25 protein-coding genes are annotated in these 24,027 nt (G+C 67.7%); 12 read left to right on the forward strand and 13 right to left on the reverse strand.

Annotated elements, in window-relative coordinates; translation table 11 throughout:
• Position 1 precedes the first annotated feature (1 nt).
• The 6 genes from LV75_RS10835 to LV75_RS10855 all read right to left on the reverse strand — a co-directional run bounded on the left by LV75_RS10835 (position 2) and on the right by LV75_RS10855 (position 6,763).
• Positions 2–250 carry a mycoredoxin gene (locus tag LV75_RS10835; RefSeq protein ID WP_253886679.1) on the reverse strand — a complete coding sequence of 83 codons (249 nt, stop codon included), beginning with the start codon at positions 248–250 and terminating at the stop codon, positions 2–4.
• Between the two features lie 111 nt (positions 251–361).
• Positions 362–652 carry a hypothetical protein gene (locus LV75_RS10840; RefSeq protein WP_253886680.1) on the reverse strand — a complete coding sequence of 97 codons (291 nt, stop codon included), beginning with the start codon at positions 650–652 and terminating at the stop codon, positions 362–364.
• Complete coding sequence (locus tag LV75_RS35860) at positions 645–944, reverse strand: DUF3253 domain-containing protein (protein ID WP_372504157.1); 300 nt, start codon at positions 942–944, stop codon at positions 645–647. The genes LV75_RS10840 and LV75_RS35860 overlap by 8 nt, the downstream gene beginning before the upstream one ends.
• A gap of 934 nt (positions 945–1,878) precedes the next feature.
• The gene (locus tag LV75_RS10845) at positions 1,879–4,185 is read right to left on the reverse strand and encodes an FdhF/YdeP family oxidoreductase (protein ID WP_253886681.1); all 2,307 of its coding nucleotides are present in this window, start codon (positions 4,183–4,185) and stop codon (positions 1,879–1,881) included.
• Positions 4,186–4,257: 72 nt separating this feature from the next.
• Entirely contained in the window at positions 4,258–5,226 is a 969-nt protein-coding gene (locus LV75_RS10850) for a hypothetical protein (protein WP_253886682.1), read from the reverse strand.
• A gap of 298 nt (positions 5,227–5,524) precedes the next feature.
• Positions 5,525–6,763 carry a class I tRNA ligase family protein gene (locus LV75_RS10855; RefSeq protein ID WP_308210930.1) on the reverse strand — a complete coding sequence of 413 codons (1,239 nt, stop codon included), beginning with the start codon at positions 6,761–6,763 and terminating at the stop codon, positions 5,525–5,527.
• A 361-nt stretch (positions 6,764–7,124) separates the two neighbouring features.
• Here LV75_RS10855 and LV75_RS10860 point away from each other — a divergent pair, with 361 nt between their 5' ends.
• Positions 7,125–9,755, forward strand: a complete 2,631-nt coding sequence (locus LV75_RS10860) for a valine--tRNA ligase (protein ID WP_253886684.1) — start codon at positions 7,125–7,127, stop codon at positions 9,753–9,755.
• 13 nt (positions 9,756–9,768) lie between these two features.
• Here LV75_RS10860 and LV75_RS10865 read toward each other — a convergent pair whose 3' ends face one another.
• The gene (locus LV75_RS10865; RefSeq protein WP_253886685.1) at positions 9,769–10,089 is read right to left on the reverse strand and encodes a hypothetical protein; all 321 of its coding nucleotides are present in this window, start codon (positions 10,087–10,089) and stop codon (positions 9,769–9,771) included.
• 149 nt (positions 10,090–10,238) lie between these two features.
• On the opposite strand from LV75_RS10865, the gene LV75_RS10870 reads away from it, so the two are divergent.
• Genes LV75_RS10870 through LV75_RS10890 form a run of 5 tightly spaced genes read left to right on the forward strand, consistent with a single transcriptional unit; the run spans position 10,239 to position 13,005 of the window.
• Complete coding sequence (locus LV75_RS10870) at positions 10,239–10,490, forward strand: helix-turn-helix domain-containing protein (protein WP_253886686.1); 252 nt, start codon at positions 10,239–10,241, stop codon at positions 10,488–10,490.
• Positions 10,491–10,542: 52 nt separating this feature from the next.
• Positions 10,543–11,088, forward strand: coding sequence for a DUF5753 domain-containing protein (locus LV75_RS10875; RefSeq protein WP_253886687.1), 546 nt, complete (start codon positions 10,543–10,545; stop codon positions 11,086–11,088).
• An 8-nt stretch (positions 11,089–11,096) separates the two neighbouring features.
• Positions 11,097–11,279, forward strand: a complete 183-nt coding sequence (locus LV75_RS10880; protein WP_253886688.1) for a DUF397 domain-containing protein — start codon at positions 11,097–11,099, stop codon at positions 11,277–11,279.
• Between the two features lie 2 nt (positions 11,280–11,281).
• Entirely contained in the window at positions 11,282–12,631 is a 1,350-nt protein-coding gene (gene folC, locus LV75_RS10885) for a bifunctional tetrahydrofolate synthase/dihydrofolate synthase (RefSeq protein ID WP_253886689.1), read from the forward strand.
• Positions 12,628–13,005 carry a DUF4233 domain-containing protein gene (locus LV75_RS10890; RefSeq protein ID WP_253886690.1) on the forward strand — a complete coding sequence of 126 codons (378 nt, stop codon included), beginning with the start codon at positions 12,628–12,630 and terminating at the stop codon, positions 13,003–13,005. Before folC ends, LV75_RS10890 begins: the two co-directional genes overlap by 4 nt.
• Here LV75_RS10890 and LV75_RS10895 read toward each other — a convergent pair.
• Both LV75_RS10895 and LV75_RS35455 read right to left on the reverse strand, forming a co-directional pair.
• Positions 13,002–13,427, reverse strand: a complete 426-nt coding sequence (locus tag LV75_RS10895; protein ID WP_253886691.1) for a hypothetical protein — start codon at positions 13,425–13,427, stop codon at positions 13,002–13,004. The two genes, LV75_RS10890 and LV75_RS10895, sit on opposite strands and share 4 nt — an antisense overlap.
• A 626-nt stretch (positions 13,428–14,053) precedes the next feature.
• A complete protein-coding gene (locus LV75_RS35455) occupies positions 14,054–14,896 on the reverse strand; it encodes a NucA/NucB deoxyribonuclease domain-containing protein (protein ID WP_253886692.1) in 843 nt (280 codons plus the stop codon).
• Between the two features lie 872 nt (positions 14,897–15,768).
• On the opposite strand from LV75_RS35455, the gene LV75_RS10905 reads away from it, so the two are divergent.
• Both LV75_RS10905 and LV75_RS10910 read left to right on the forward strand, forming a co-directional pair.
• Positions 15,769–16,320: a DUF6461 domain-containing protein gene (locus tag LV75_RS10905; protein WP_301318972.1), complete on the forward strand. Its 552-nt coding sequence runs from the start codon at positions 15,769–15,771 to the stop codon at positions 16,318–16,320.
• Between the two features lie 77 nt (positions 16,321–16,397).
• Positions 16,398–17,921: an alkaline phosphatase D family protein gene (locus LV75_RS10910; RefSeq protein ID WP_253886694.1), complete on the forward strand. Its 1,524-nt coding sequence runs from the start codon at positions 16,398–16,400 to the stop codon at positions 17,919–17,921.
• 35 nt (positions 17,922–17,956) lie between these two features.
• Here LV75_RS10910 and LV75_RS10915 read toward each other — a convergent pair whose 3' ends face one another.
• From LV75_RS10915 to LV75_RS10930, 4 genes are all read right to left on the reverse strand, one after another.
• Positions 17,957–18,907: a hypothetical protein gene (locus LV75_RS10915; RefSeq protein ID WP_253886695.1), complete on the reverse strand. Its 951-nt coding sequence runs from the start codon at positions 18,905–18,907 to the stop codon at positions 17,957–17,959.
• Positions 18,904–19,857, reverse strand: coding sequence for a hypothetical protein (locus tag LV75_RS10920; RefSeq protein ID WP_253886696.1), 954 nt, complete (start codon positions 19,855–19,857; stop codon positions 18,904–18,906). Before LV75_RS10920 ends, LV75_RS10915 begins: the two co-directional genes overlap by 4 nt.
• Positions 19,844–20,239: a hypothetical protein gene (locus LV75_RS10925; protein ID WP_253886697.1), complete on the reverse strand. Its 396-nt coding sequence runs from the start codon at positions 20,237–20,239 to the stop codon at positions 19,844–19,846. The genes LV75_RS10920 and LV75_RS10925 overlap by 14 nt, the downstream gene beginning before the upstream one ends.
• Before the next feature lie 105 nt (positions 20,240–20,344).
• The gene (locus tag LV75_RS10930; RefSeq protein ID WP_253886698.1) at positions 20,345–20,839 is read right to left on the reverse strand and encodes a hypothetical protein; all 495 of its coding nucleotides are present in this window, start codon (positions 20,837–20,839) and stop codon (positions 20,345–20,347) included.
• 122 nt (positions 20,840–20,961) lie between these two features.
• On the opposite strand from LV75_RS10930, the gene ndk reads away from it, so the two are divergent.
• The 4 genes from ndk (at position 20,962) to LV75_RS10950 (ending at position 24,012) form a co-directional block, all read left to right on the forward strand.
• A complete protein-coding gene (ndk, locus tag LV75_RS10935) occupies positions 20,962–21,372 on the forward strand; it encodes a nucleoside-diphosphate kinase (protein ID WP_253886699.1) in 411 nt (136 codons plus the stop codon).
• 82 nt (positions 21,373–21,454) lie between these two features.
• A complete protein-coding gene (locus tag LV75_RS10940; RefSeq protein WP_253886700.1) occupies positions 21,455–22,378 on the forward strand; it encodes an ABC transporter ATP-binding protein in 924 nt (307 codons plus the stop codon).
• Complete coding sequence (locus LV75_RS10945) at positions 22,378–23,178, forward strand: ABC transporter permease (RefSeq protein WP_253886701.1); 801 nt, start codon at positions 22,378–22,380, stop codon at positions 23,176–23,178. Before LV75_RS10940 ends, LV75_RS10945 begins: the two co-directional genes overlap by 1 nt.
• Positions 23,179–24,012, forward strand: coding sequence for an ABC transporter permease (locus LV75_RS10950; protein WP_253886702.1), 834 nt, complete (start codon positions 23,179–23,181; stop codon positions 24,010–24,012).
• Positions 24,013–24,027 lie beyond the last annotated feature (15 nt).

Raw genomic sequence — 24,027 nt, forward strand, 5'->3', positions numbered from 1 at the left:
CCTACCCGACCAGCGCCGCCTTGACCTGCTCCAACGACGGGTTCGTCAACGCCGCCCCACTAGGAAAGTGCAACGTCGGCACAGTCTGATTACCCCCGTTGACCGACATCACAAAATCCGCCGCCCCCGGCGTCTCCTCGATGTCCACCTCGACATACTCGATCCCCGCCGCGTCCAACTGCGTCTTGAGCCTGCGGCAATACCCGCACCACGTGGTCGAGTACATGGTCAAAGTCTCCGGCGCGGACATCAGCACTCCCTGCCCTGAGGTCGATCGGTCATCCTCCGCAACGCCACTGACGCCCCCGCCGATACCGGAACGAGACGCGCGTCACATCAGTATCACCCCCTTGTCCGGCGGTCAGCTCAACGCGTCCAGCCCCCGCTCCCACCGTTGCCGCCGCTCGGCGCCGCTCTGCTCCCACCAGGGCGTACCCCGCTCACCCAAGGCGACCTTGGCGACCTGCACCCGCCCCCGAGCCTCCCGCTCCGCCTCGGCGTCCTGCTCGCGCAAAGCCGCCCCGACATCCCGGCGGGCCTTCATCAACAGGGCCCGCAACCGACCGGCCACCTCCTCGGGAATCTCCGGGTCAGCGGCCCGCCACCGCCTGCCCTTGATCACCACGTAGTGCTCGCCACCGTGCTCAGCCATCACTCACCCGGATCCGGATCGGTCCTCGCCACTCCCCGTCCGGATCAAGCACAGCCCCCCGCTGGGTAACTTGCACCTCGCCTGCCCGAGCGAGTTCACGAGCCACCTCCCCAGCCCGCGCCATCAGCGGCCGCCAGTCCTCCGCCACCGCCCGCGCAGCATCAGACGGACAGATGCTGCTGTCCGCCCCCCCGCCCCCGGGCCAGCGCCAAAATGGCCGCCCGCAACCGCTCAGCCACATCACCATCCCCCAACGCCACCCGCGCACAAGCCGCCCCCGGCCCACCCCCATCCCCAACCCGCTCCAACTCCCGCCGCGGCTCGCTCACCCCGTCACCCTCGCACCCCCGCACCCCCACCGCAGATGGCCAACAACCGCACCCCACTACTCCACCCCCCAGCCACAACCCCCGGCGCGGCCTCAGTTCCCCCTCCGACCAGATCACCCACCCCCACGACCTCGCCCCGCCACGCACCTTCCGCAGTCAGCCCCTGGCCCCTCGGAATCCCCAGTGCCACCCCAGCCCCCGTCAGGTCCGGCCCAGCCCACCTGCCCAGCCTTGGTCACTCGAACCCAGCGGTGCCAACTCAGCTGCCGTCAGATCCGCCCCAACCCACAAACCCAGCCCCTGGACACTTGGAACCGTCGGTGCCATCTCAGCCCGCCTCCCCGTCAGGTCCACCCCAGCCCACCTAGCCGACCAATGGGCACTCGGACGGACCCGACGGTGTCAGCCCGCTCCCCGTCAGGTCCGCCCCAACCCACCTACTCAGCACCTGGACACTCGGACCCGGCCGTGCCAACTCAGCCCGCTCTCGGCTGCCCTGCCATCCCAGCGCCTGGACAGTCGGACTCGCTGGTGCCAAATGCTCGATGGGGTGGACCTGTTTTGTGTGGGGGGACGGCACCCGTAGCGTTTCCGCGCGGCAGGGCCAGTCTTTTGGGCCCCTGCTTTGCGGTTCTGCGTCGGGTGTCGTAGGGGCCCCGCGCAAAACAGGTCCACCGCATTGAGCAAAGCTCGAAAATCGCGGATCGGACGCCGAGGTTGCCGCTAGGCGACGAGGCCGTCCGATCCCGGTGGCCGAGCTTGCCGCCAGGCAACGAGGCCGTCCGCCCGGGTCGCCGAGCTCGCCGCCAGGCGACGAGGCCGACCCGCACGCCGCGAAGTCGTATGCGAGCCGACTCCCGTAGCCGAATCCACAGGCACCCAACGTGAGTCCCCCACCTACTCCGGATCCAACCGCACCACCACCGACTTCGACGTAGGCGTGTTCGACGTATCCGCCGTCGAATCCAACGGAATCAACGAGTTCGCCTCCGGAAAGTACGCCGCCGCACACCCCACCGCCGTGTCGTAAGCAACCACCCGGAACCGGTGCGCATGCCGCTCCACCACCCCCGTCGGATCCTCCGGCCACTCACTGACCAGCGTCACCATCTGCCCATCAGCCAACCCGAGCTCCGCGATGTCCGCCGGATTCACCAACACCACCCGCCGCGCGTCCTTGATCCCGCGATAACGATCATCCAGCCCGTAGATCGTGGTGTTGTACTGGTCGTGGCTGCGCAGCGTCTGCAGCAGCAACCGACCCGGCGGCACCCGCAGCACGGTCAGCGGGTTGGCCGTGAACACCGCCCGGTCGTCCCTGGTCCCGGTGAACTCGCGTGAGTCGCGCGGCGCGTGCGGTAGCACGAACCCGTCCGGCTCCCGCACCCGCGCGTTGTAGTCGGCGCACCCCGGCACCACCCGCGAGATCCGGTCCCGGATCAGGTCGTAGTCGCCCGACAGTTCCGCCCACGGCACCGGGTGCGACGGCCCGAACAACGCCTGGGCCACCCCGCACACGATCCCCACCTCCGACACCAGGTGCTCCGACGCGGGCTCCAGCCGTCCGCGCGACCGGTGCACGACCGACATCGAGTCCTCGACCGTGACGAACTGCTCCCCGGCCGCCTGTTCGTCGCGCTCAGTCCGCCCCCGCGTCGGCAGGATTAACGCCGTGCGGCCGTGAACGACGTGCGATCGGTTCAGCTTCGTCGACACGTGCACCGTCAAGTCGCACGCGCGCAACGCCGCTTCAGTCACCGCCGTGTCCGGGCTGGCGGAGGCGAAGTTGCCGCCCACTGCCATGAACACCTTCGCCTTGCCGTCGCGCATAGCCCGGATAGACCCAACGGTGTCCAGGCCGTGTGAGCGCGGCGAGGTGATCCCGAACTCGGTATCGAGCGCCGCCAGGAACTTCTCCGGCATCTTCTCCCAGATGCCCATGGTCCGGTCGCCTTGCACGTTCGAGTGCCCGCGTACCGGGCACAGCCCCGCCCCCGGCTTCCCGATCATCCCGCGCAGCAGCACGACGTTGGCGATCTCGCGGATCGTCGGCACCGAGTGCTTGTGCTGGGTCAGCCCCATCGCCCAGCACACGATGATCCGCGAAGAGTCGGCGAACATCCGCGCGACCCGCTCTACCTCCTGCCGGTCCAGCCCGGTCGCGGTGTCCACGGCATCCCAGTCGACCTCCGCGACGTGGGCGGCGTAAGCGTCAAACCCCTCGGTGCGGCTGTCGACGAACTCCCGGTCCACCACCGTCCCCGGTCGCTCGGCCTCCCACCGCAGCAAGAGGTGCCCGATCGCCTGGAACAGTGCCTGGTCGCCACCCAGCCTGATCTGGCAGAACACGTCCGCTAGCGCCGTCCCCTTGCCCAGCACCCCACGAACCTTCTGCGGATTCTTGAACCGCAGCAGCCCGGCCTCCGGCAGCGGGTTGACCGCGATGATCTGCGCCCCGGCCTCTTTAGCCTGCTCCAACGCGCTAAGCATCCGCGGGTGGTTGGTCCCCGGGTTCTGCCCAACCACCACGACCAGGTCGGCCAGCGCGATGTCCGCCAGACTGACCGACCCCTTGCCGACCCCGGTCGTCTCGGCCAGCGCCGCGCCAGACGACTCGTGGCACATGTTCGAGCAGTCCGGCAGGTTGTTGGTCCCGAACGACCGCACCAGCAGTTGGTAGAGGAACGCGGCCTCGTTGCTGGTCCGACCCGAGGTGTAGAACACCGCCTCATCCGGTGTGGACAGTGCCCGCAGCTGTGCGGCGATCAGCGAGTACGCCTCCGACCACTCGATCGGCTCGTAGTGCGTCGCCCCCGGTCGCAGCACCACCGGCTGCGTGATCCGCCCCTGCTGCCCAAGCCAGTAGTCGGTCTTCTCCGCCAGCGCGGCGATCGAGTGCGTCGCGAAGAACTCCGGCCCGACCCGCCGTCGCGTCGCCTCCTCCGCGACCGCCTTCGCGCCGTTCTCGCAGAACTCGGCCACGTGCCGCCCGCCGCGCGGCTCCGGCCACGCGCAGCCGGGGCAGTCGAACCCCTCGCGCTGGTTGAGCAGCCGCAGCGTGCGGGCCGTGCGCACCGCGCCCATCTGCTCGACGCCGCGGCGCAGCGACACCGCGACCCCCGGTATCCCGGCGGCCCACTGCTTGCGGGGCGTTACGTCCAGCTCGGATTCGACGACGTCCCGTTCGGGCGGAGTGCTGACCATGGACTCATCGTCCGCCGCGGTGGCCCGCCGTGCAAAAAGTTGTCCACAGGCCCTGGCCAGGCGGGCACGCCACTAGTTGGGGCAGCCGCTCTCCAGCGGGATGTCGGCCTCGGGGTCGAAATAGGTGACCCGGTCGTGCTTGGCCTGGTTGCGGCCCGGCGCCCGGTCCCGGTAGTCGGAGGAGATGAAGCCCTTCCGGTACGAGTCGCAAGAGATCGAGTAGAAGAACCCGTCGACCTTCTCGTACCAGAGCCCCAGGCTGCCCGGAGCCCAGCGCGGCCCCTTGCGCATGACGTACTCGATGTCCGCGCGCACCACGACGACCACGCTCATGGGGTCCAGCGGTAGATCTACCTTGTCCGCGGTGAAGGCGTACGCGAACACGTAGTTCGTGTGCACGACCAGTTCACCGACCTTGCCCGCCTCGACCCGCATCGCACCCTTGACCTTGGGCGTCGCGGGCAGCAGCTGCGCCCCGTTGTCGAGCATGCTGACCAGTGCCTGGACCTGCCGCTCATTGCCGTTGCCGAACAGCGGGCGGAGCTGCCTGGCCACGTCGGGCGCGAGGAGTCCGAGGTAGCGGTCCGGGTTGTGGTCGCGCAGCATCGTCGGGTCGAGTCTGCTCGCGACCAGCAGGTCCTTGACCTTCGCGGTGACGTTGGCGACCTCGGCCGCGCTGAACTCGCCGACCTGCATCGCGGGCGGCGCCTCGATACCGGCGGCGCCGTCGGCCCAGTGCTCCGCGGGGGTCTGCGCGAACGGGCGGTTCAGGTCGACCACGTGCTGGGCGTTGGGGCCCTCGCCGGGGCCGCCGCCGTTGGGCGCGCCTTTGCCCCGGTCGAACACGCCGACGCCGATCAGCAGCATCACCACCGCGATGACCGCGACCAGCACCATGGACGTGACCAGCCAACGCTCCAGCTTGCGGCGCCGGGATCCGCGCAGCATCGCTTTCACGTCGGCCTGCGCGGACGCGCGCAGGCGTCTGCGCCACGCGGCGTCCTGTAACGCCGCGTGATCGCCGTACTCACGTTGGTCCACCGGCCCCCCAAGGGCGATCCAGCTCGGCGAGCCGGGCTGGTTGAGGTGTCGACTGCCTGGTGCACAGCTCATCGATATGGCAACAGTCCGTGTTAACAAGCTGCCCGCTCGGACTGCTCGCGCTGCGGTGAACGGCGCCCGAAGCCAGACCAACGGTCACTGTGCCGGGCTTGCGGTGGCGATAGGTCACCCGATCGGCGCAGACCGGGTTCGCGCCCTCGCGCGAGTGACACCGGGCGTAGGTCTGCCGCCGTCCGGGGGCGAACCTACGCCCGGGCAAGTGGCCCAGCTCACAGCGCTATGCGGGGGCCAGAGTGGCCTTGATGGCGAGCTCGCCATCCATCGATCGGGTGTATCTGAGCACCTGGACGGTCCCGGCCGACCGGAGGTCGCGCTCAGTGGCCACCAGGGCCGCCTCCTGGACCTCGGTGCAGGTCACGACCAGTTCCGCCACCGGCCACCGCATTGATCTCCGCGCCTCCGACTTGGCCCGCCGAATGGCGGCGAGCACGATCGTCACCGGTGCCAACAGCGATCGGTCGCCGTCACTGCTGGTGACCGTGGGCCAGGGGGCCACGTGGATCGACCCGTCCTGCCACCACGACCAGGCCTCCTCTGCCGCGAACGGCAGGAACGGCGCCAAGAGGCGCTGCACCGTCGATAGCGCGATACGCAGGGTTGCCCCGGCAGAGCTATCGCCCTCGTAGGCCCGGTCTTTGACCAGCTCGATGTAGTCGTCACACCAGAACCAGAAGAACCGCTCAATCCGCTCTAGCGCCTCGGCGTAGTCGCAAGCGTCCAACGCGGCTGTCGCGTCAGCCACCACCGCGTCCAGTTCGGCGAGCAGTGCGAGGTCCAGCGGCTCGGTGGGCTTGTCCCCGGGACCAAGACCCAACACGAACCAACTGGCGTTGAGCAGCTTGGTCGCGAGCCTCCGCCCCACCCGCATCTTGGTCTCGTCGAACACGGTGTCGACACCGGGACGCGCTGACGCTGCCCAGTACCGCACCGCGTCGGCGCCATAGCGGTCGATCAGCTCATCGGGCGGGTCGGACCTACCGGACCTCTTGCTCAGCTTCTGCCTGTCAGGTGTCACCACCCAGCCCGAGATCGCCACCCGCCGCCAAGGCAGCACACCCGTCTCCGTATGTGCGCGCAGCACCGAACTGAACAGCCAGGTCCGGATGATCTCGTGGGCCTGCGGCCGCAGACTTCGCCGATGCGGACGCGGGGCGGACCTGGTTGGCCACAGAGCACAGCACCCTGATGAACGCCACCGCGGCCGCGGGCCACCACGACCTCGCCTGGTGGCTCCCCCACGCGACGGGCGCCTACCTCGAACAGTCCGGCTACCACGAGGAATACCAGCGGGCGCTGCGGACAGCGGTGACCTCGGCGGGCGATGGAGAAGCGGAGGCGTCCTCGCTGGCCGACCTGGGACGCAGCCACATGCCCCTGGGCAAGCTGCGAGACGCGCAACAACGCCTGCACCAGGCAGTGGCGTGCACCGACAAATCAGGCAACCAGCGCGGCCAATGCGCGATCCGGTTCAACCTGGGCAAGATTGCCGGGAGCAGTTCCGGGCGTTGTCTGCACCTCAAAGGTGCCGCCGAACCGAAGGTTCTTCACAGTCCGGCGCTCCACCCCTGCTTGCGCCACAGATTCCCAAATTCGACATCCCGCGACACCGCCAGCTTCACCATGACCCGTCCCACAGTGTCGGTGCCTCGGCTCGGTACGCCTCGCCAGCCGCAAGCAGCCGCAGGAATGACGTCTACCGTAGGTCTCAATGCCTCGCCCCAGAACGCATCGACGTGCGGTATGCGCCATGTGCGGAGGGTAGTCGCGCCCCAGCGCCCGGTTCGACTTGTTTTCCCTGGCCTTCGTAGACTCGCACCGTGACTGACAACCCCACCTCGCCCAGCACTGACCTTCCCCCGGCCTGGGAGCCGGCAGCGGTAGAGGCGGAGCTGTACGAAGGCTGGGTATCGGCCGGGTACTTCACCGCGGACGCAGCGAGCGAGAAGCCGCCGTTCACGATCGTGTTGCCGCCGCCGAACGTCACCGGCAGCCTCCACATGGGCCACGCGCTCAACCACACGGTCATGGACGCCCTCACCCGGCGCCGCCGCATGCAGGGCTACGAGGTGCTGTGGCTGCCCGGCATGGACCACGCGGGCATCGCCACCCAGAACGTCGTCGAGCGGCAGCTGGCTGGCGAGGGGCTGTCCCGCCACGACCTGGGGCGCGAGAAGTTCGTCGAGCGGGTCTGGGACTGGAAGGCCGAGTACGGCGGCAAGATCCTCGACCAGATGCGCCGCCTCGGTGATGGCGTCGACTGGTCCCGCGAGCGCTTCACCATGGACGACGGCCTCTCCCGCGCCGTGCAGACCGTGTTCAAGCGCCTCTACGACGACGGCCTGATCTATCGCGCCGAGCGCATCATCAACTGGTGCCCGCGCTGCCGCACCGCGCTGTCGGACATCGAGGTCGAGCACTCCGAGGACGAGGGCGAGCTCGTCTCGATCCGCTACGGCGACGGTGACAACGCCATCGTTGTCGCCACTACGCGCGCGGAGACGATGCTGGGTGACACTGCTGTCGCCGTGCACCCCGAGGACGAGCGGTACCGCCACCTCATCGGCACCGAGGTTCCGCTACCGCTGACCGGTAGGCGTATCCCGATCGTCGCCGACGAGCACGTCGACCCCGAGTTCGGAACCGGCGCCGTCAAGGTCACCCCCGCGCACGACCCCAACGACTTCGAGATCGGCCGCCGCCACGACCTGCCGTCGCTGACGGTCATGGACGCGACCGGCGTCATCACGGTCAAGGGCCCCTTTGAGGGCTTGGACCGCTTCGAGGCACGCCCCGCCGTGGTCGCCGCGCTTCGCGAAGAGGGCCGCATCGTCGCCGAGAAGCGCCCGTACCTGCACTCGGTGGGCCACTGCTCGCGCTGCGACACCGTGGTTGAGCCCCGCCTGTCGCTGCAGTGGTGGGTCAATGTCGAGCCCCTCGCGCGCGCGGCCGGTGACGCTGTCCGCGACGGCCGCACCCAGGTGCACCCGCCGGAGCTGGCCAAGCGCTACTTCGACTGGGTCGACAACATGCACGACTGGACCATTTCGCGGCAGCTGTGGTGGGGCCACCGCATCCCGGTTTGGTACGGCCCCAACGACGAGGTCGTGTGCGTGGGCCCCGACGAGGAGCCCCCCACCGGCGACGGCTGGACCCAGGACCCCGACGTCCTCGACACGTGGTTCTCCTCCGGCCTCTGGCCCGTCTCCACGCTCGGCTGGCCTGCCAACACCGACGACCTGGCCAAGTTCTATCCGACGAGCGTCCTGTCGACCGGCTACGACATCCTCTTCTTCTGGGTCGCCCGGATGATGATGTTCGGCCTCTACGCGATGGACGGCCAGCAGCCCTTCGATCACGTCTATCTGCACGGTCTTATCCGTGACGCGCAGGGCAAGAAGATGTCGAAGTCGCGCGGCAACGTCCTGGACCCCCTGGACTGGCTCGACCGATTCGGTGCCGACGCCACCCGCTTCACCCTCGCGCGCGGGGCGAACCCCGGTAGCGACATGGCACTCGCGGAGGAGTGGGCCGCTGGCTCGCGCAACTTCGGCACGAAGCTGTGGAACGCCAGCCGGTTCGCCCTGATGAACGGCGCCACCACAGCCATCCCGGTGCCCGACCGCGACAAGCTCACCGACGCCGACCTCTGGATCCTCGACAAGGCCGACGCGCTGGTGTCCGAAGTGGATGCCCTCTTCGAGAAGTTCGAGTTCGCGAAGATCTGCGACGCGCTCTACCACTTCACCTGGGACCTCTACTGCGACTGGTACCTCGAATTGACGAAGGTGCAGATCGCGGAGGGCGGCGAGCGCGCCGAGGCCACCCGCGCTGTCCTGGGTCACGTGCTGGACGTGGTGCTGCGACTGCTGCACCCGATCACGCCGTTCATCACCGAGGTGCTGTGGAAGGCGTTGACGGGCAAGGAGTCCATCGTCGTCACCGAATGGCCGACGGCCTCCGGTAGCCCTGCCGACGTCGAAGCGACCCGCCGGGTCGAAGGCGTGCAGAAGCTCATCACCGAGATCCGCCGCTTCCGCGCGGACCAGGGTGTGAAACCCAGCCAGCGTGTGGCGACCCGCCTTTCCGGCGTGGACGAGGCAGGGCTATCAGCGCTCGTTGGCGCTGTCACGTCTCTCGCGCGCTTGGACGCCCCCGGTGAGGACTTCACCGCGAGTGCCTCGCTGGAAGTGCCTCTATCTGGCGGCAGCATCACCGTGGAGTTGGACCTGTCCGGCGCCATTGACGTTGCGGCGGAACGCAAGCGGCTCACGAAGGACCTGACGGTCGCCGAGAAGGAACTCGCCCAGTGCGAGGCCAAGCTGGGCAACCCGAAGTTCACCGACAAGGCCCCGGCCGACGTCGTCGCCAAGATCCAGACCCGGCGCGACGCCGCCCAGGCCGAGATCGCCCGCGTGCAGGCCAGGCTCGCTGCCCTGCCCGCGGGCTGACCGCTACTCGGGACTACGCGGGCTGGTCGAGGTTCTCGTCGACCCACCGGACCTCGACCGGCCTGCTGCCCGCCAACACCCGCGTCGCCGACTCGGCGGACTGGAACTGCCCGCGCATCCGCGCGCCCTTGTGGTCGGGCATGCCGAACAGCTCCACGTAGTCCTCGCCGAACCCGTCGGCGATCTCCATGCCCCAGCCGAGCACGGCGAAGTCCAGCGCCTGCCCGTCCGCGTCCCGTTGCACCTGGTAGACAGCGAACCGGCGTGGTGCGCACTCGGCCGTGACCTGGGCGATCTGCTGCTCGAGCTGGTCCTCGGGAATGATCGTCTGCAACTTGTACCTCCAAGATAGCAACGTTGCGATGCTGTCTGGGGAGCATCGCATCACGACGGGTCGGATCACAATGACGCCATCGAGTGAATGATTTTGCTCTTCAGATGCGAGAGACTGTCGCCGTTGGCCCAAGATCGGGAGGGATGGACATGGCTACTACCAAGCAACCCACTGTCATCGGCAGGGGTCTCGGCGGCGAACTGCGGGTGCTGCGCGAGGGCCGGAAGATGAGTCTCAAAGAGGTAGCCGACCTGCTGGGGTGGCAGGCGTCCAAGATCTCGCGGATGGAGACCGGCAAACAGGGAATCAGGCCCGCCGACGTCGCGTCCCTACTCGTGATCTACCGAGTGATCGGAAGGGATCGAGACCGTCTGGTCAAAGTTGGCCGAACGTTCCGATGACATAGGGTACTGGGAGAACCAACCGGCTCTGTCGGAGGAGTCCAAAACCCTCATGCGCATCGAGCGCGAGGCCACCGGGATCGTGAACTTCGAACCGCTGCTGATCCCTGGCTTGGTCCAGATTGGTGACTATGTCCGGGCACTGATGAGGGTATGCAACGTGTCTGATCAGGACATCGACTCTCGGGTGGCCGCCAGGTTGGCGCGCCAGGCGATCCTCACCAAGGACGAGGCGCCTAGGCTCCAGTTGATCGTTGACGAGATGGTGTTGCGGCGTGTGCTAGGCAGCCCAAAGATCATGGCCCGCCAACTCCGACGGGTTTTGGAGACAGTCGAAGAAGCGACAACAACCCTCCAGGTGTTGCCCATGTCGCTACGCGGACACTCTGGTCTAGACGGCGCGTTCACCTTGCTGGATTTCGTGCGGAATAAGCCTGTGGTGCACTTGGAACACAAGATTTCCGGCCTCTTCCTGGAAGAACCCGATCAGGTCGAGTTCTTCCGCGCCGAAGCCGATACCCTGAGCGAGTTGGCTCTGAGCCCCGCCAAGTCGGCGGAACTCGTTGCGACCATCGCACGGGAGCACGACCGAGAGTGAGGATCTTGATGAACGCGGTGGACCGGGCTTCGATGGTGTGGCGCAAGTCCAGCAGGAGCGGCTCGAACTCCAACTGTGTGGAGGTCGCGCGCACCCCGGCCGTGACCGCTGTGCGGGACTCCAAGAACCCCGATGGCCCCACCCTGGCCTTCCCCGTCGCCTCGTTCGCGCGGGCCCTCCGTACGCTCTAGGCGTGAGTCTGGAAGAACTGCGTCAGGTCGAGTCGGAGCTGGACACCCGCTGGCCGGAGACCAAGATCGAGCCGTCGCTGTCGCGCATCGCCGCGCTGGTCGACCTGCTCGGGTCTCCGCAGCGGGCGTACCCGGTGGTGCACATCGCGGGGACCAACGGCAAGACCTCGGTCACCCGGATGATTGACGCGCTCCTCACCCGGCTGGGGGTGCGCACCGGCCGGTTCACCAGCCCGCACCTGCAGTTGGTCACCGAGCGCATCAGCCTCGACAACGCGCCTATAGACCCCGAGCGCTACGTCGAGGTGTTCCGCGACATCGAGCCGTACATCGAGATGGTCGACGCGGGCTCTGACATCCGGCTGAGCAAGTTCGAGGTGCTCACCGCCATGGCCTACGCCGCCTTCGCCGACGCCCCCGTCGACGTCGCCGTCGTCGAGACCGGCCTCGGCGGCGCCTGGGACGCCACCAACGTCGCGGACGGCAAGGTCGCCGTCATCACGCCTATAGGCATCGACCACGTCGACTACCTCGGCTCGGACATCCTGGGCATCGCGGGGGAGAAGGCCGGGATCATCAAGCCCGACTCGATCGCGCTCCTCGCCGAGCAGACCCCCGAGGTCGCCCGCGTCCTGGTAGAGCGCGCGACCACAGTTGACGCCACCGTCGCCCGACAGGGCCTAGAGTTCGGCGTCCTCGCTCATGACGTTGCCGTCGGCGGGCAGGTCCTACGCCTTCAAGGCCTCGGCGGCGTCTACGACGAAATCTTCCTGCCCCTCCACGGCGAGCACCAAGCCAACAACGCCGCCCTGGCTCTAGCCGCTGTCGAAGCCTTCTTCGGCGCGGGCGCCCAGCGCCAACTAGACGTAGACGCCATCCGCGAGGGCTTCGCCTCCGTCGTCAGCCCCGGCCGCCTAGAGCGCGTCCGCATGTCCCCCAGCGTCTTCGTAGACGCCGCCCACAACCCCCACGGCGCGACAGCTCTAGCCAAGGCCCTCGACGCCGAGTTCGGCTTCCGCAAGCTCGTCGGCGTAGTCAGCGTCATGGCCGACAAGGACGCCGCTGGCATCCTCTCGGCTCTCGAGCCCGTGCTCACCGAGGTAGTCGTCACCACCAACTCTTCGACCCGCGCGATGGACCCGGACCACCTCGCCAACATCGCCACCGACATCTTCGGCGACGAACGCGTCACCATGTACTCGCACCTGACGAGCGCCATCAACGCCGCCATCGAACTCGCCGAAGAGACCGACGACCCCGACGAACCCCTCTCCGGCACCGGCGTCATCGTCACCGGCTCGGTCGTCACCGCGGGCGAGGCCCGTGCCCTCTTCGGCAAGGACCCCGCATGACCGCCCCCGACCCCATGAAGGGCTTCCGCGGCGTCATGTCCGCGGTGCTGATCCTGGAAGCCCTAGTCCTGCTGCTGGCGCTCCTAGTAGTAGCGAAGTCCGACGGCGGCCTCGCCACCTGGCAAGGCTGGGCAGTCGGCGCCATGGGCCTGACCCTGATCCTGGCGTGCGCCTTCGTAGGCCGCCCCTGGGGCATCTACCTGGCCGCGGGTCTCCAGGTAGTCCTCCTCCTAGGCTTCTTCATCGACTCCGCCCTAGGCATAGTCGCCGTGGTGTTCGCCCTAGGCTGGACCTGGATGCTCTGGGCCCGCAACGACGTCCTCAAGCGCATGGCCGAAGGCAGACTCGCCAGCCAACAACCCCCGCCGGACTAGCCTTTGCGCTCCTCCGCGCGAAGGTGCGCCAACACCTGCCCATACATGGCAACGGTCAACAACACCGGCCGCCTGGGGTACCTCCGGCGATACTCCACTTCCCTGCCAAGCCGAGGGCAGAAGATCCGTGACCGCACCACGCGACCTGTCGTGAGCACGAAGCAGATCTCCGTCCCAGCTTCATACAGGTAGTCAACGGCGGGCTTGCTCGCGACCTCCCGCACCTCCACCCACCGCAGCGTGGTCGAGCACCCGGGCAGCCGAACCCGCACTTCCCCCGGCCTCGTGAACAACCCTTCCCGCAGCCGCTTGATCCCCACCACAGCCACACCAAGAAGCAAGATCCCCGGCGCCCAACTCAGCCCATCCACAAAAGCCTTCGCCACCACGAACACCAATGCCGCGACCGCCGCGAACACCACCCCAGCCCGCTCCACTACCGTCCACGGCCCCAACTCAACCCGCCGCCACCCCACCCCCCGGACGCTAGCGACCCCCACCAACCGCAAGGCCCGATCCCCCAGAACTGCCGCTACCCCGCCACCCCCGGTAGCCCACCCCCACCCCACCTCCGCTCCCCACACGCGCGGGTCGGGGGCGCAGCCCCCACCCTCACCAGGGGGCGGCCCCAGGGCCAGTCTACTAGGCCCCACCGACAAAGGATCTTGAAAGCGGGCCCCCGAAGATCCACATGTGGATAACTTCTGTCGCCCAGGAGAGTGAAGCTCAAGGCGTGCTGCGGACTCGGCTCCAGCCGCGAAACCGAGCACCAGCCGAGAAGCTCGGCGCAAGCCGCGAAATCCAGCACCAGCCGTGAAATCCAGCGCAAGCCGCGGAAGCCCGGCGCAAGCCCCGAAATCCAGCGCAAACCGTGAAGCCCGGCGTGGGCCGCGAAACCCAGCGCAGGCCGCAAGGCCCATCCCTGCCAGGCGATCGCACGAGGCGCACAGGTTCTCGCCAAAGGCGTGGGCACATACGACGAGCTGCCCCATCCGCGGACAACTCCGGATGGGGCAGCTCAACCACTCCTACTGCCGTGACCTGCCGCTCACGGGCGGATCTCGGTGTAGAACTCGTCGTTCTGGAAGTAGAGGACTCGGTCGCGGAAGTAGTACCAGTTCAGCAGGCCGCCTGCTGAGCGGTTCTGCCCGCGGGGTACGGCGCGCACCGAGAAGTCGTAGAAGTAGTTCGCGGCGCCTTCTTCCGTTGTGGCGAAAGGGTATTCGTCGCAGTCCTCCACCCCGGCCACCGGCGGCGCGGGCAGGCCCGTGTTCTCGTACGGGGGAGTCCGCAGGCAGGCGGCGTCCTTGAACCGCGTGTTGTCCGCCTTGATCGAGCCGTCCCCCGGCACTCGGTGCAGCCCCGGGGAATCGCGATCGCCGGTGAACTTCCCGGGGATGAGCTTGGCGTAGTCCTCGGTCGGGTATGTGGTGTCCGGCCGGTCCTGGGCATCCTGGATGTGTCGGGCGACCGTCGTGACCCGGCCGTCGCTGATGTCGTACTGCAGGTGCGGGATGACGTCGTTGAAGATGCAGGCCGCGGGGTACGGGAAGCCGAACAACGAGAAGTAGTTCGCCGAGTCGCAACGCAGCCCGTAATCCCGTGAAAGGACTGGGGTGTAAATGAAATCCCCGCCTGAGCCCTCGCCGCGCCAGTGCCAGTCGTGGTAGAGCACCTTGTCGGGGTCGGCCGGATCAGCGCCCTTGGCGTTCGACGAGATCGTCCAGTCCACCCACGGGTTGTTCGAGTCCCACGTTTGGAAGCTGTGCACGGTTGCGCCATCGCTGGCGGAGCAGTACTGGTCGGTCTGCGTGCAGTCCGGCAGTACAGCCCAGTTCAGGTACGGCGCCACGGTGAACCGCTCGATGATCGACCAACCCGTGTACCGCACGGACCCTGGAACGTTGCGGAAGTAGACCCTGATATCGCGGGAGTTTGAACTTCCGATACCCACCGCCTCGAAAGTGAAAGAGCTCCGACCAACTTCCACGGGTTGCCCGTTGACCAGGCGTTCGTAGATGTTGCCGATGACGTAGCGCTGGCACCAGACGAACCGGTTGTGGACGCGCCCCGTTTCACCGTAAGCCCCTGGCTGTTGCAGGCACTCCCGGCCAACCTGAGGTGGGGCGGCCGCGGTGGTGGAGATGGCCTCGGTCTGGCTCGACGGGATCAACGCGCCGGACTGGTCGAGCGGAACGGCCGAAGTGTCCCGGTACGAGAACTGCTTGTTCGTTAGTGCGCGATCTCGTGACCGCTTTCGCGCCTCCGACGGATCCAGCGGAGCGTCCAGTTTCGCGGGCGGCTTTGGCGGCAGCGTGAAACCCGCCAACGATTCGCCGTTCGGTTGGAACGCGTGGCCGAAGTAGCCCGGCTCGGCGGCGGGTATCACCGGCTCCGCGGCAGCCGTTGTTGGGATCCCCACTGCCGACGAGCCCGCCATCAGGACGGCAAGTAATGCAAGCAGACTTCTTCTGCGTGTACGTGCTTGAGTGGTTTGCAAAGAAATTCCCCCGGTCCCCCGTGCTTTCTTCGTATCCCATTCATCTCGGATGGGTCTTCTGGTCTTCGCCGAAGCACGCTAGCCCCACCTGAAGCTCGCTGGCAACCGGCAGGAATTCACCTTCCGGTCGGCCGTGCTAAATTCAGCCACGGTCCGCGATAAATGCCGCAGGCCATACTGCTCGTCAGTGGAAACCGGCGTGCGGTGGGCGTACCCTGGTGCGCGTACTGGTCGAGACGGCCATTGGCGTGCGAGGGGATCGAATGTCGGAACAAACCTACGATTGGTTCGGTGTGGACTACCAGTGGCTGACCGAGTCGGGCTGCCTCACCCTGGTGAAAGACCTTGCTGAACGGGAGGCACTCCTGCGGTTCGGGGTCGATGTCACTGCCGCGCGGCCGATGACGTTCCAGGACGCGGCGGCCGAGTTGATGGCATCCGGTGGCGGCTTGGCCCTCGCATTGGCGGTCGCCGTTGACGGGGGCACGCTCGTGGTCGAGTACAACCAGTTCCACGGGGAAGAACCCGCTGTGCTCGCCGCGCTCTCGGCGGGTACCACCGCGTCCTCGGTCGCGCGCACGATCAACGGCACCGGCTCCTTCACCCACGCCGCCAACGGATCCATCCGAACGACCTTCCCCCTCGACCACCCCGACCGCCGAACCGGTGATGCCCCCGACGAGCTGCTCGACCACCTGCCGCTGCCCGGCGAGGACCCTTTCGTCACCGCTCTCGCCTTGGCCGCGCGGGTCACCGAGGTCAACTTCGACGCTTCGGCCTTGCAGGGGGAGTTCCTCGGGGGCGAGGTGGCCTGAACCGCGGCCCGCAAGTGTCATCCGCTGGTCAACTCGGGTTGGTCCGTCCGCCCCGACCGCGGATTACAAACCGGCTCATGACCGAACTGAACCGCAGGACCCTGTTGCGCGCCGGAGGTCTCGGCGTCGCTGCGGGGATTGTGTTGCCGGGTGTTGCCTACGCGACGCCCAAGGCTCGGCCCGTGCTCACCCACGGCGTGCAGACCGGCGACGTGACCAGCGACGGCGCCCTGCTCTGGACCCGGGCGGACCGGCCGTCGCGGATGCTGGTCGAGGTCTCCCGGGACCCGTCCTTCCGCCACGCCCGCTGCCTGCGCGGCCCCGTCCTCACCCCCACCACGGACGGCACCGGCAAGCTCCGGCTCACCGGCCTGCCCGCGGGCGAGGAGATCCACTACCGCGTCCACGCCGAAGACCTCGACGGCCGCAACAGCAGCGCGCCGCTGGTCGGCTCCTTCCGCACGGCTCCCATCGGGCGCGCCGACGTCCGTTTCACCTGGTCCGGGGACGTTGCCGGGCAGGGCTGGGGGATCAACCCCGAGATCGGCGGTATGACCGCTTATGCCGCGATGCTCGCCCGCCGCCCGGACTTCTTCATCCACAGCGGCGACACCGTTTACGCCGACGGGCCGCTTAAAGAGTCAGTGACCCTGCCTGACGGTCGGGTGTGGCGCAACGTTGTGACGCCAGAGAAGCTGAAGGTTGCCGAGACGGTCGCTGAGTACCGCGGACAGTTCGCCTACAACCTGCTCGACGAGAACGTCAAGGCATTCGCCGCACGGGTTCCCAGTATTGTTCAATGGGACGACCATGAAGTTACAAACAATTGGTACCCCGGTGAAATCCTCGACCTTCCGCAGTACACAGAAAAGCGCGTAGACGTCCTCGCGGCCCGCGCGGCGCAAGCATTCCACGAATGGCAGCCCGTCGATCGGCGCCGGGCTGAAGACGGTCGTCTCTACCGGAGCTTCTCTTACGGCAAGCACGTCGAGGTTTTCGTGCTCGACATGCGCACCTATAAGGACGCCAACACCGCCGACAAGAACGGCCAGGGCCAGATCCTCGGCGCCCGCCAGGCCCGCTGGCTGGTCGACGGCCTCGCCCGCAGCCGTGCCACTTGGAAGATCGTCGCCGCAGACCTCCCGATCGGCCTCATCGTCCCGGACGGCAAGGACATCGAGGGGGTTGCAAACGGCCTCCCGGGCGCGCCCGCAGGCCGTGAGTTCGAGCTCGCCTGGGTCCTGCGCACGCTCGCCCGCCGCCACGTTCGCAACGTTGTCTGGCTGACCGCGGACGTGCACTACACCGCCGCCCACCACTACTCGCCCGACCGCGCCGCCGTGGCCGACTTCACCCCGTTCTGGGAGTTCGTGTCCGGCCCCCTGCACGCGGGCGCGTTCGGCCCGAACGTCCTCGACCCCACCTTCGGCCCAGAGGCTGTCTTCGTGCACGCCCCACCGGTCGCCAACACCTCGCCGCTAGAAGGGTTCCAGCACTTCGGTGAGGTCCAAGTAGACGGCCGCTCCGGCGACCTCACCGTCTACCTGCGCGACGGCAAGGGCACCTCGCTCTGGTCCAAGACCCTGCGTCCCAGCCGGTAGGGCATTGGCTGAGGCTGCACTCTTACTGTGCAGCCTCAGCCAATGATTGCCGCCAGCACCGGCGTTGGGTCTACCGAGCGCGCCACCTCGTTGGCGGTGGAGCCCCGCTCAGGCAAGAAGTGGGCGGTTACGCACAGAACCCCTGTTACTTGCACGCACGCCCGACGGTCGCTGTAACCGTCGCCCGAAGTGGTTGACACCAAGGCAGGCTTACCTGCGACGGTCGTGCTGCGGTCGTCCCCCAACTTGACCACACCGTTGAGGTCGCCGTCGATCCTTTGCGAGACCTCAACAACCACCGTGTGCGTCTGGTCCACGAAGAAGCAGTGTCGCGCCTCAGACGCACGACTTGCGATGACCGGACTCATTTTGCCGAACTGCTGCACGGCGTCCTTAGCCATCGCGCACGCGACCCTCGCGTCACCGGCAGCGCGAACGAATGCGGCTTCACGGTCTGTCGGTACGGCAGCATCATCAGCCGGTTGGCACTGAAGTCCGTACGGGTAGTCGACGCACGCGCCGACCAGAGGCACATCAGGCTCGTTGGTCGGTATGGCAAGAGCGCCCAGCTTCGCAGCGACCCCGGCGGCCATCTCGCTCGCGCAGGTCTCCCCGCTGACCACCACCGCCAGGTCAAAACTCACCGGCACCGCGACCTGACACCGCCCAATCACCGCGTCGACAAGCTCAAACCCCCGTACTCCACCGAACTCCACCACTTTCGCCCGATACCGCTTCTCCCGCCCAAACCGCTCACCCACGACCACACTCACGTGCCCGTCAGCCGCACACCGCTCCCGATCCACCCCGGGTGGTTTCCCGACCAGAGCGCACGCGTCAACCTGCTCCAACGCCGAAACATCCCGATCCTTCGGCGCCTGGACCTCGGGATACGTCGCTGACGTCGGCGTCGGCCGAGGTGGACTGGTCGCCCCACCGCAGCCGGCGAGCAACACGAGCACCAAGCCCAGCGCGATCCGGGTCATCCAGGCAGCTTCGGCATGCTTGCCAGCCGGTCGCCCAACCGGGACGCGTCGGTGCGCAGCTTGTCGATCTCCGCGCCCGCGTGCCGCAGGATCTTCATCTGCGCGACGAAGTAGTTGTCGACGATCTCCCGCCACGCCTTGCCGCCGATCCCCGTGCCATCACCGTCATCGCTGTCGAGCGCCTTGTCGATCGCCGTCGCCAGCCCAGCACCCCACGCCGCCGCGGCAGCCCCACCGCTCACATAGGTCAGCGCCGCTGCCGCGATCGCGCTCAGAGCCTTGACCACCACGGTGTCCCACAGGCTTTCATGAGCGTAGAACTTGGCGTGGAAGGCGTCGACCAGCGTGCCCATCGCCTCGTTGAGGTTGGTCCGAGCCGCCTTGACGACGCCCGCGTAGGCGATCGCCAGCGCGGCGAGCTCCCGAGTGACCTGCGTGAAGTCGGTGGCAAAGTCTTCTATCGCGCCGAGGAACTCGCCCGCGTGAGCCGCGGCGGAGCCGGACCACTCCTGCCTGAGGTCCTCAAACCCGCCGTTGAGCTTGCCGTTCCAATCATCCGACCGCCACGACGCATCGATCAGAGCCGCGTAGACCTTGCTGATGTCGCTATCTTCGTCAAATAGTTGCCCGGACAGCGCAAGAGCGGGATCGAAGAACTGTTCGGGGTAGCAGCCTGCGATCACCGACTCGAACGGGTAGTACTCAGTTGGTTCCTTGGGGTCCGGCACGAGCGGTCCGTTGGGGTCCAACTGTCGTCTTTCGACCGTCAGGTTTCCCGGCTGTTCGACCCGGGTGCCGTCGGGGAGTATGACCATGCGGTCGTACTGGTGCTGCTCGGGATGGAGGAGCCATTCGACCCAGGCCGCGATCTCGGCCGCATGTCCGAACTCCGGGTCAGCGCCCGAGGCGGCGGGGTGGCTGCGGTCCGGCTGCCTATCAGGTGGTGCCATTGATCGGCGGGTCCCCTTCAAGTCGGCGCGAGAGCGAAGTCAGCGACTGCGTGGCGGCGTTCTCCGTCCGGTGGTACATCGCGTCAGAGGTGAGGAGGTTCTCGCGGAACTTTCGCACGGTCTGGAGCAAGGCCTGCTGGCGCTCGACGAGGGCGCCGTGCACCGAGAAGAACTCGTCGAGCATCCTGGTGCAGGAGCCGGTGAACTCCGCTCCGCCAGCGAGTTGAGGCCGCCCGATCAACTGTCGGTACGACAATCCACTCGAGGCGAATAGCTTGCTGGCCACTTCGTCGAGGTTGCGTACTGCGGGGTCGACTATGCGGTCGACGTAGTACTGAAGTGCTTCTGACGATGTCGAATAGCCCGACCGTTCGTGGTCCACGCTGCCCCCGTTTGGCTTAAGTCATCCGCGACGTTAGCGCCCGGTAGGCGGCTCGTGTCGTGCTTCGTAAGAACTAGGTAGAACTACCTATCGCCAGCCCGTCTGTCACCATGCGGCGGAGATGTTGGTGGCGAAGAGGAGCCAGATGGCGTTGGCGGCACCCGAGTAGATCGTGGCGGCAGCAGGAAAAGTGAACGGGCCGCCTGCGCGGACTCGGAGTTCAGGGGTCGGCTCGGACTCGAATGAGAAGACGATGCTGCGGCCAGCGCCTTCGGTGTGGCCGGGCAGGGAGAGGAAAGTCCACGAGTTAGCAGTTCGGTCGATTACCTGGACCGGGTTGGTCGTACCGGGAAGCGGTAGGCCAGGCGGCGTGTAGAGGTAGCACAGACCACCGATCGGTGGCAGCACAGCACAGTTGGAGTCGAACGGAAAATACTGACGTAGGTCAGAAGAGACGGCCGCTGTAAGAGCCTCCATGCTGATATCGGTCTCAAGCGCCAACGGGTACCGGTAGGAGTAGGACAGACCGGTAGGGGAAGCGGTGGCCGGTACAGCCACGGCAAGCACCGCCAGCAGCGCAAGAGCCAGGGACTTGAACATGAGGCCAACGGTGGTCAGCTAAGAGGGAGTCGGACAAACGGTGCCACCGCACCGGGTTACCCTGCTCACACGCTCGTGTGGTCTACACGACGTCATACCCGTGAAATGGAGTACCGAGAGCCGTGAGTGAGCGCACCCTGGTCCTGGTCAAGCCCGACGGTGTCAGCCGGGGCCTGGTCGGGGAGGTCATCTCCCGCATCGAGCGCAAGGGGCTCTCCCTGGCCGCGCTCGAGCTGCGCACCGTCGAGCGCGAGGTCGCCGAGCAGCACTACGCCGAGCACGCCGAGAAGGGCTTCTTCGGCGACCTGCTCGACTTCATCACCGGCGGCCCGCTCGTCGCGCTCGTGGTCGAGGGCCCGCGGGCCATCTCCGCGTTCCGGCAGCTCGCGGGCGGGACCGACCCGGTCGACAAGGCCACCCCGGGCACCATCCGCGGTGACTTCGGCCTGGAGGTCCAGTTCAACCTGGTGCACGGCTCCGACTCGACCGACTCCGCCGAGCGCGAGATCAAGATCTGGTTCCCGAACCTCTGAGGACCCCGCGCCGCCCGGCCGAAACCGCCGGGCGGCGCGAAACTCCGTCGGCATTGTCGGTACCGCCAGCTAGGGTGCCCGCGTGGCAGATGGGGCACTGGTCCGGGCGCGCGACCTGACGAAGACGTTCGGCGACTTCGAGGCCGTGCGCGGTATTGACCTCGACGTGCGGCCTGGGGAGGCGTTCGGCTTCCTCGGGCCCAACGGCGCGGGCAAGTCCTCGACGATGCGCATGGTGTCCTGCGTGTCGCCGCGCACCGGTGGTGACCTGACCGTCCTCGGCCTGGACCCGAACACCCAAGGCCCTGCCATCCGGGCCCGCCTCGGTGTCGTGCCGCAACAGGACAACCTGGACAACGAGCTGACCGTCCGGCAGAACCTGCACGTCTACGGCCGCTACTTCGGACTGTCCAAAGCGCACGTGCGGGCCAAGGCCGTCGAGCTGCTCGACTTCGCCCAGCTCGCCGACCGCGCCGACGACGAGGTGGAGCCGCTCTCCGGCGGCATGAAGCGCAGGCTCACCATCGCCCGGTCGCTGATCAACGACCCCGAGCTGCTGCTGCTCGACGAACCCACCACCGGCCTCGACCCGCAGGCCCGCCACCTGCTCTGGGACCGCCTCTTCCGGCTCCGCCAGGAGGGCGTCACCCTCATCATCACCACGCACTACATGGACGAGGCCGAGCAGCTGTGCGACCGGCTGGTCGTGATGGACGGCGGCAAGATCGTCGCCGAGGGCAGCCCCGCCGAGCTGATCGCCAAGTACTGCAGCCGCGAGGTCCTCGAGCTGCGGTTCACCACCGACAAGCCGGACGCGGCCGCCACCGAGGGGCTCGCCGACCGGGTCGAGGTCCTGCCTGACCGGCTGCTGCTCTACACGACCGACGGCGAGGCCTCCCTGGCCGCCGCCCACCAGCGCGGCATCGCGCCGCTGTCCAGCCTGGTCCGCCGCGGCACCCTCGAAGACGTCTTCCTGCACCTCACCGGCCGGACCCTGGTGGACTGATGACCAGCACCCGAGCGCGCGTCCCCGCTGCCCCGGCCGCCATCTGGCTGGTCGTCGAGGGCCTGTGGGCCTGGTACCGCCGCAACTGGCGCTCCTCGGCCGTCTCCAGCGTCGTCGAGCCCGTGCTGTTCCTGCTCGCCCTCGGCCTCGGGTTCGGCTCGCAGATCCAGCCGACCGCGGCGACCGGTGGGCTGCCGTACGTGCAGTACCTGGCGCCCGCGCTGGTGGTGGCCTCCGCGCTGCAGACCGCCGCGTTCGAGGCCACCTACCCGGTCCTGTCGGCGTTCAAGTGGAAGCGGACGTTCATCGGCGTCGGCTCCACCCCGATCACCGCCGCCCAGATCGCGCTGGGCCAACTGCTCTGGATCGCGCTGCGGCTGGTCGTGTCCGCGGTCGCCTTCCTGGTGATCGCCGCCCTGCTCGGCGCGGTGTCCGGTGTCGGCGTCGTCGGGTCGCTGTTCGCCGCCGTGCTCGCCGCGATGGCCTTCGCCGCGCCGGTGGTCGCCTACTCGGCCACCCTGGAGACCGAGGGCCAGCAGTTCAGCGCCATCTTCCGGTTCCTGGTGGTCCCGATGACGGTGTTCGGGGGGACCTTCTTCCCGGTCGACCAGTTACCCGCCTGGGTGCGGCCGATCGTCTGGGTGACACCGCTGTGGCACGGCACGGAGCTGTCCAGGGCGGCCGCGTTCGGCACCGGTGAGGCCCTGGCCGTGCTCGGCCACCTCGCCTACCTGGTCGCGCTCGTCGTCATCGGTGCCCGCCTCGCCGTGCGCACCTTCGCCCGCAGGCTGGAGGTCTAGGTGACCACGACCGCCCCCACCGCCCACGAGCGCGCGGGCGTGCTGCTGCGCGTCCTGCCAGCGGGCATGTACGCGGGCCGTGCGCACGCCCTGGTCGAGCGCTCGTTCCTGGTCAACCGCCGCGCCTGGCTGCAGGTGGTGTCCGGGTTCTTCGAGCCGCTGTTCTTCCTGTTCGGGCTCGGGTTCGGCTTCGGCAAGCTCATCGGCGACGTCGTCGGGCCCGGCGGCGAGACGATCAGCTACGTCGCCTACGTCGCGCCCGCCCTGCTGGCCGCCTCCGCCATGAACGGCGCCGTCTACGACTCGACGTTCAACCTGTTCTTCAAGCTCAAGTACGCCAAGCTCTACGACGCCGTGCTCACCACCCCGCTCGGCCCGCTGGACGTCGCCATCGGCGAGATCACCTGGGCGCTCATCCGCGGCGCGCTCTACGGCTCCGGTTTCCTCACCGTGATGCTCGGCATGGGCCTGCTGACCTCGCCGTGGGCGCTGCTGGCGTTACCCGCCGCCGTGCTCATCGCGTTCGCCTTCGGCGCCCTGGGCATGGCGGGCACCACCTTCATGCGGTCCTGGCACGATTTCGACCTGGTGCAGCTCGTGGTGATGCCGATGTTCCTGTTCTCCACGACCTTCTACCCGATCACGGTGTACCCCGAGGGTGTCCAGTTCGCGGTCAAGTGCTTCCCGCTCTACCACGCGATCGAGGTCATGCGGGCTCTGTGCACCGGGTTCGTCGACGTCTCCCTGCTCGGGCACCTCGCCTACTTCGTGGTGATGGCGGCCGTCGGCGTCGTGGTCGCGTCCCGGCGTTTGGGCAAGCTGCTGCTCGCCTGAGCGAAGGCGGCTGCG

The organism is Actinokineospora diospyrosa (assembly GCF_024171925.1).
GTDB classification, from domain to species: domain Bacteria; phylum Actinomycetota; class Actinomycetes; order Mycobacteriales; family Pseudonocardiaceae; genus Actinokineospora; species Actinokineospora diospyrosa.

What these genes read in the sequence shown, in the direction of transcription:
- LV75_RS10835 (WP_253886679.1), bottom strand. Translation starts at nt 250, where the DNA reads ATGTCCGCGCCGGAGACTTTGACCATGTACTCGACCACGTGGTGCGGG.
- LV75_RS10840 (WP_253886680.1), bottom strand. Translation starts at nt 652, where the DNA reads ATGGCTGAGCACGGTGGCGAGCACTACGTGGTGATCAAGGGCAGGCGG.
- LV75_RS35860 (WP_372504157.1), bottom strand. Translation starts at nt 944, where the DNA reads ATGGGGGTGGGCCGGGGGCGGCTTGTGCGCGGGTGGCGTTGGGGGATG.
- LV75_RS10845 (WP_253886681.1), bottom strand. Translation starts at nt 4,185, where the DNA reads ATGGTCAGCACTCCGCCCGAACGGGACGTCGTCGAATCCGAGCTGGAC.
- LV75_RS10870 (WP_253886686.1), top strand. Translation starts at nt 10,239, where the DNA reads ATGGCTACTACCAAGCAACCCACTGTCATCGGCAGGGGTCTCGGCGGC.
- LV75_RS10875 (WP_253886687.1), top strand. Translation starts at nt 10,543, where the DNA reads ATGCGCATCGAGCGCGAGGCCACCGGGATCGTGAACTTCGAACCGCTG.
- LV75_RS10880 (WP_253886688.1), top strand. Translation starts at nt 11,097, where the DNA reads ATGAACGCGGTGGACCGGGCTTCGATGGTGTGGCGCAAGTCCAGCAGG.
- LV75_RS10890 (WP_253886690.1), top strand. Translation starts at nt 12,628, where the DNA reads ATGACCGCCCCCGACCCCATGAAGGGCTTCCGCGGCGTCATGTCCGCG.
- LV75_RS10905 (WP_301318972.1), top strand. Translation starts at nt 15,769, where the DNA reads ATGTCGGAACAAACCTACGATTGGTTCGGTGTGGACTACCAGTGGCTG.
- LV75_RS10910 (WP_253886694.1), top strand. Translation starts at nt 16,398, where the DNA reads ATGACCGAACTGAACCGCAGGACCCTGTTGCGCGCCGGAGGTCTCGGC.
- LV75_RS10915 (WP_253886695.1), bottom strand. Translation starts at nt 18,907, where the DNA reads ATGACCCGGATCGCGCTGGGCTTGGTGCTCGTGTTGCTCGCCGGCTGC.
- LV75_RS10920 (WP_253886696.1), bottom strand. Translation starts at nt 19,857, where the DNA reads ATGGCACCACCTGATAGGCAGCCGGACCGCAGCCACCCCGCCGCCTCG.
- LV75_RS10930 (WP_253886698.1), bottom strand. Translation starts at nt 20,839, where the DNA reads ATGTTCAAGTCCCTGGCTCTTGCGCTGCTGGCGGTGCTTGCCGTGGCT.
- LV75_RS10945 (WP_253886701.1), top strand. Translation starts at nt 22,378, where the DNA reads ATGACCAGCACCCGAGCGCGCGTCCCCGCTGCCCCGGCCGCCATCTGG.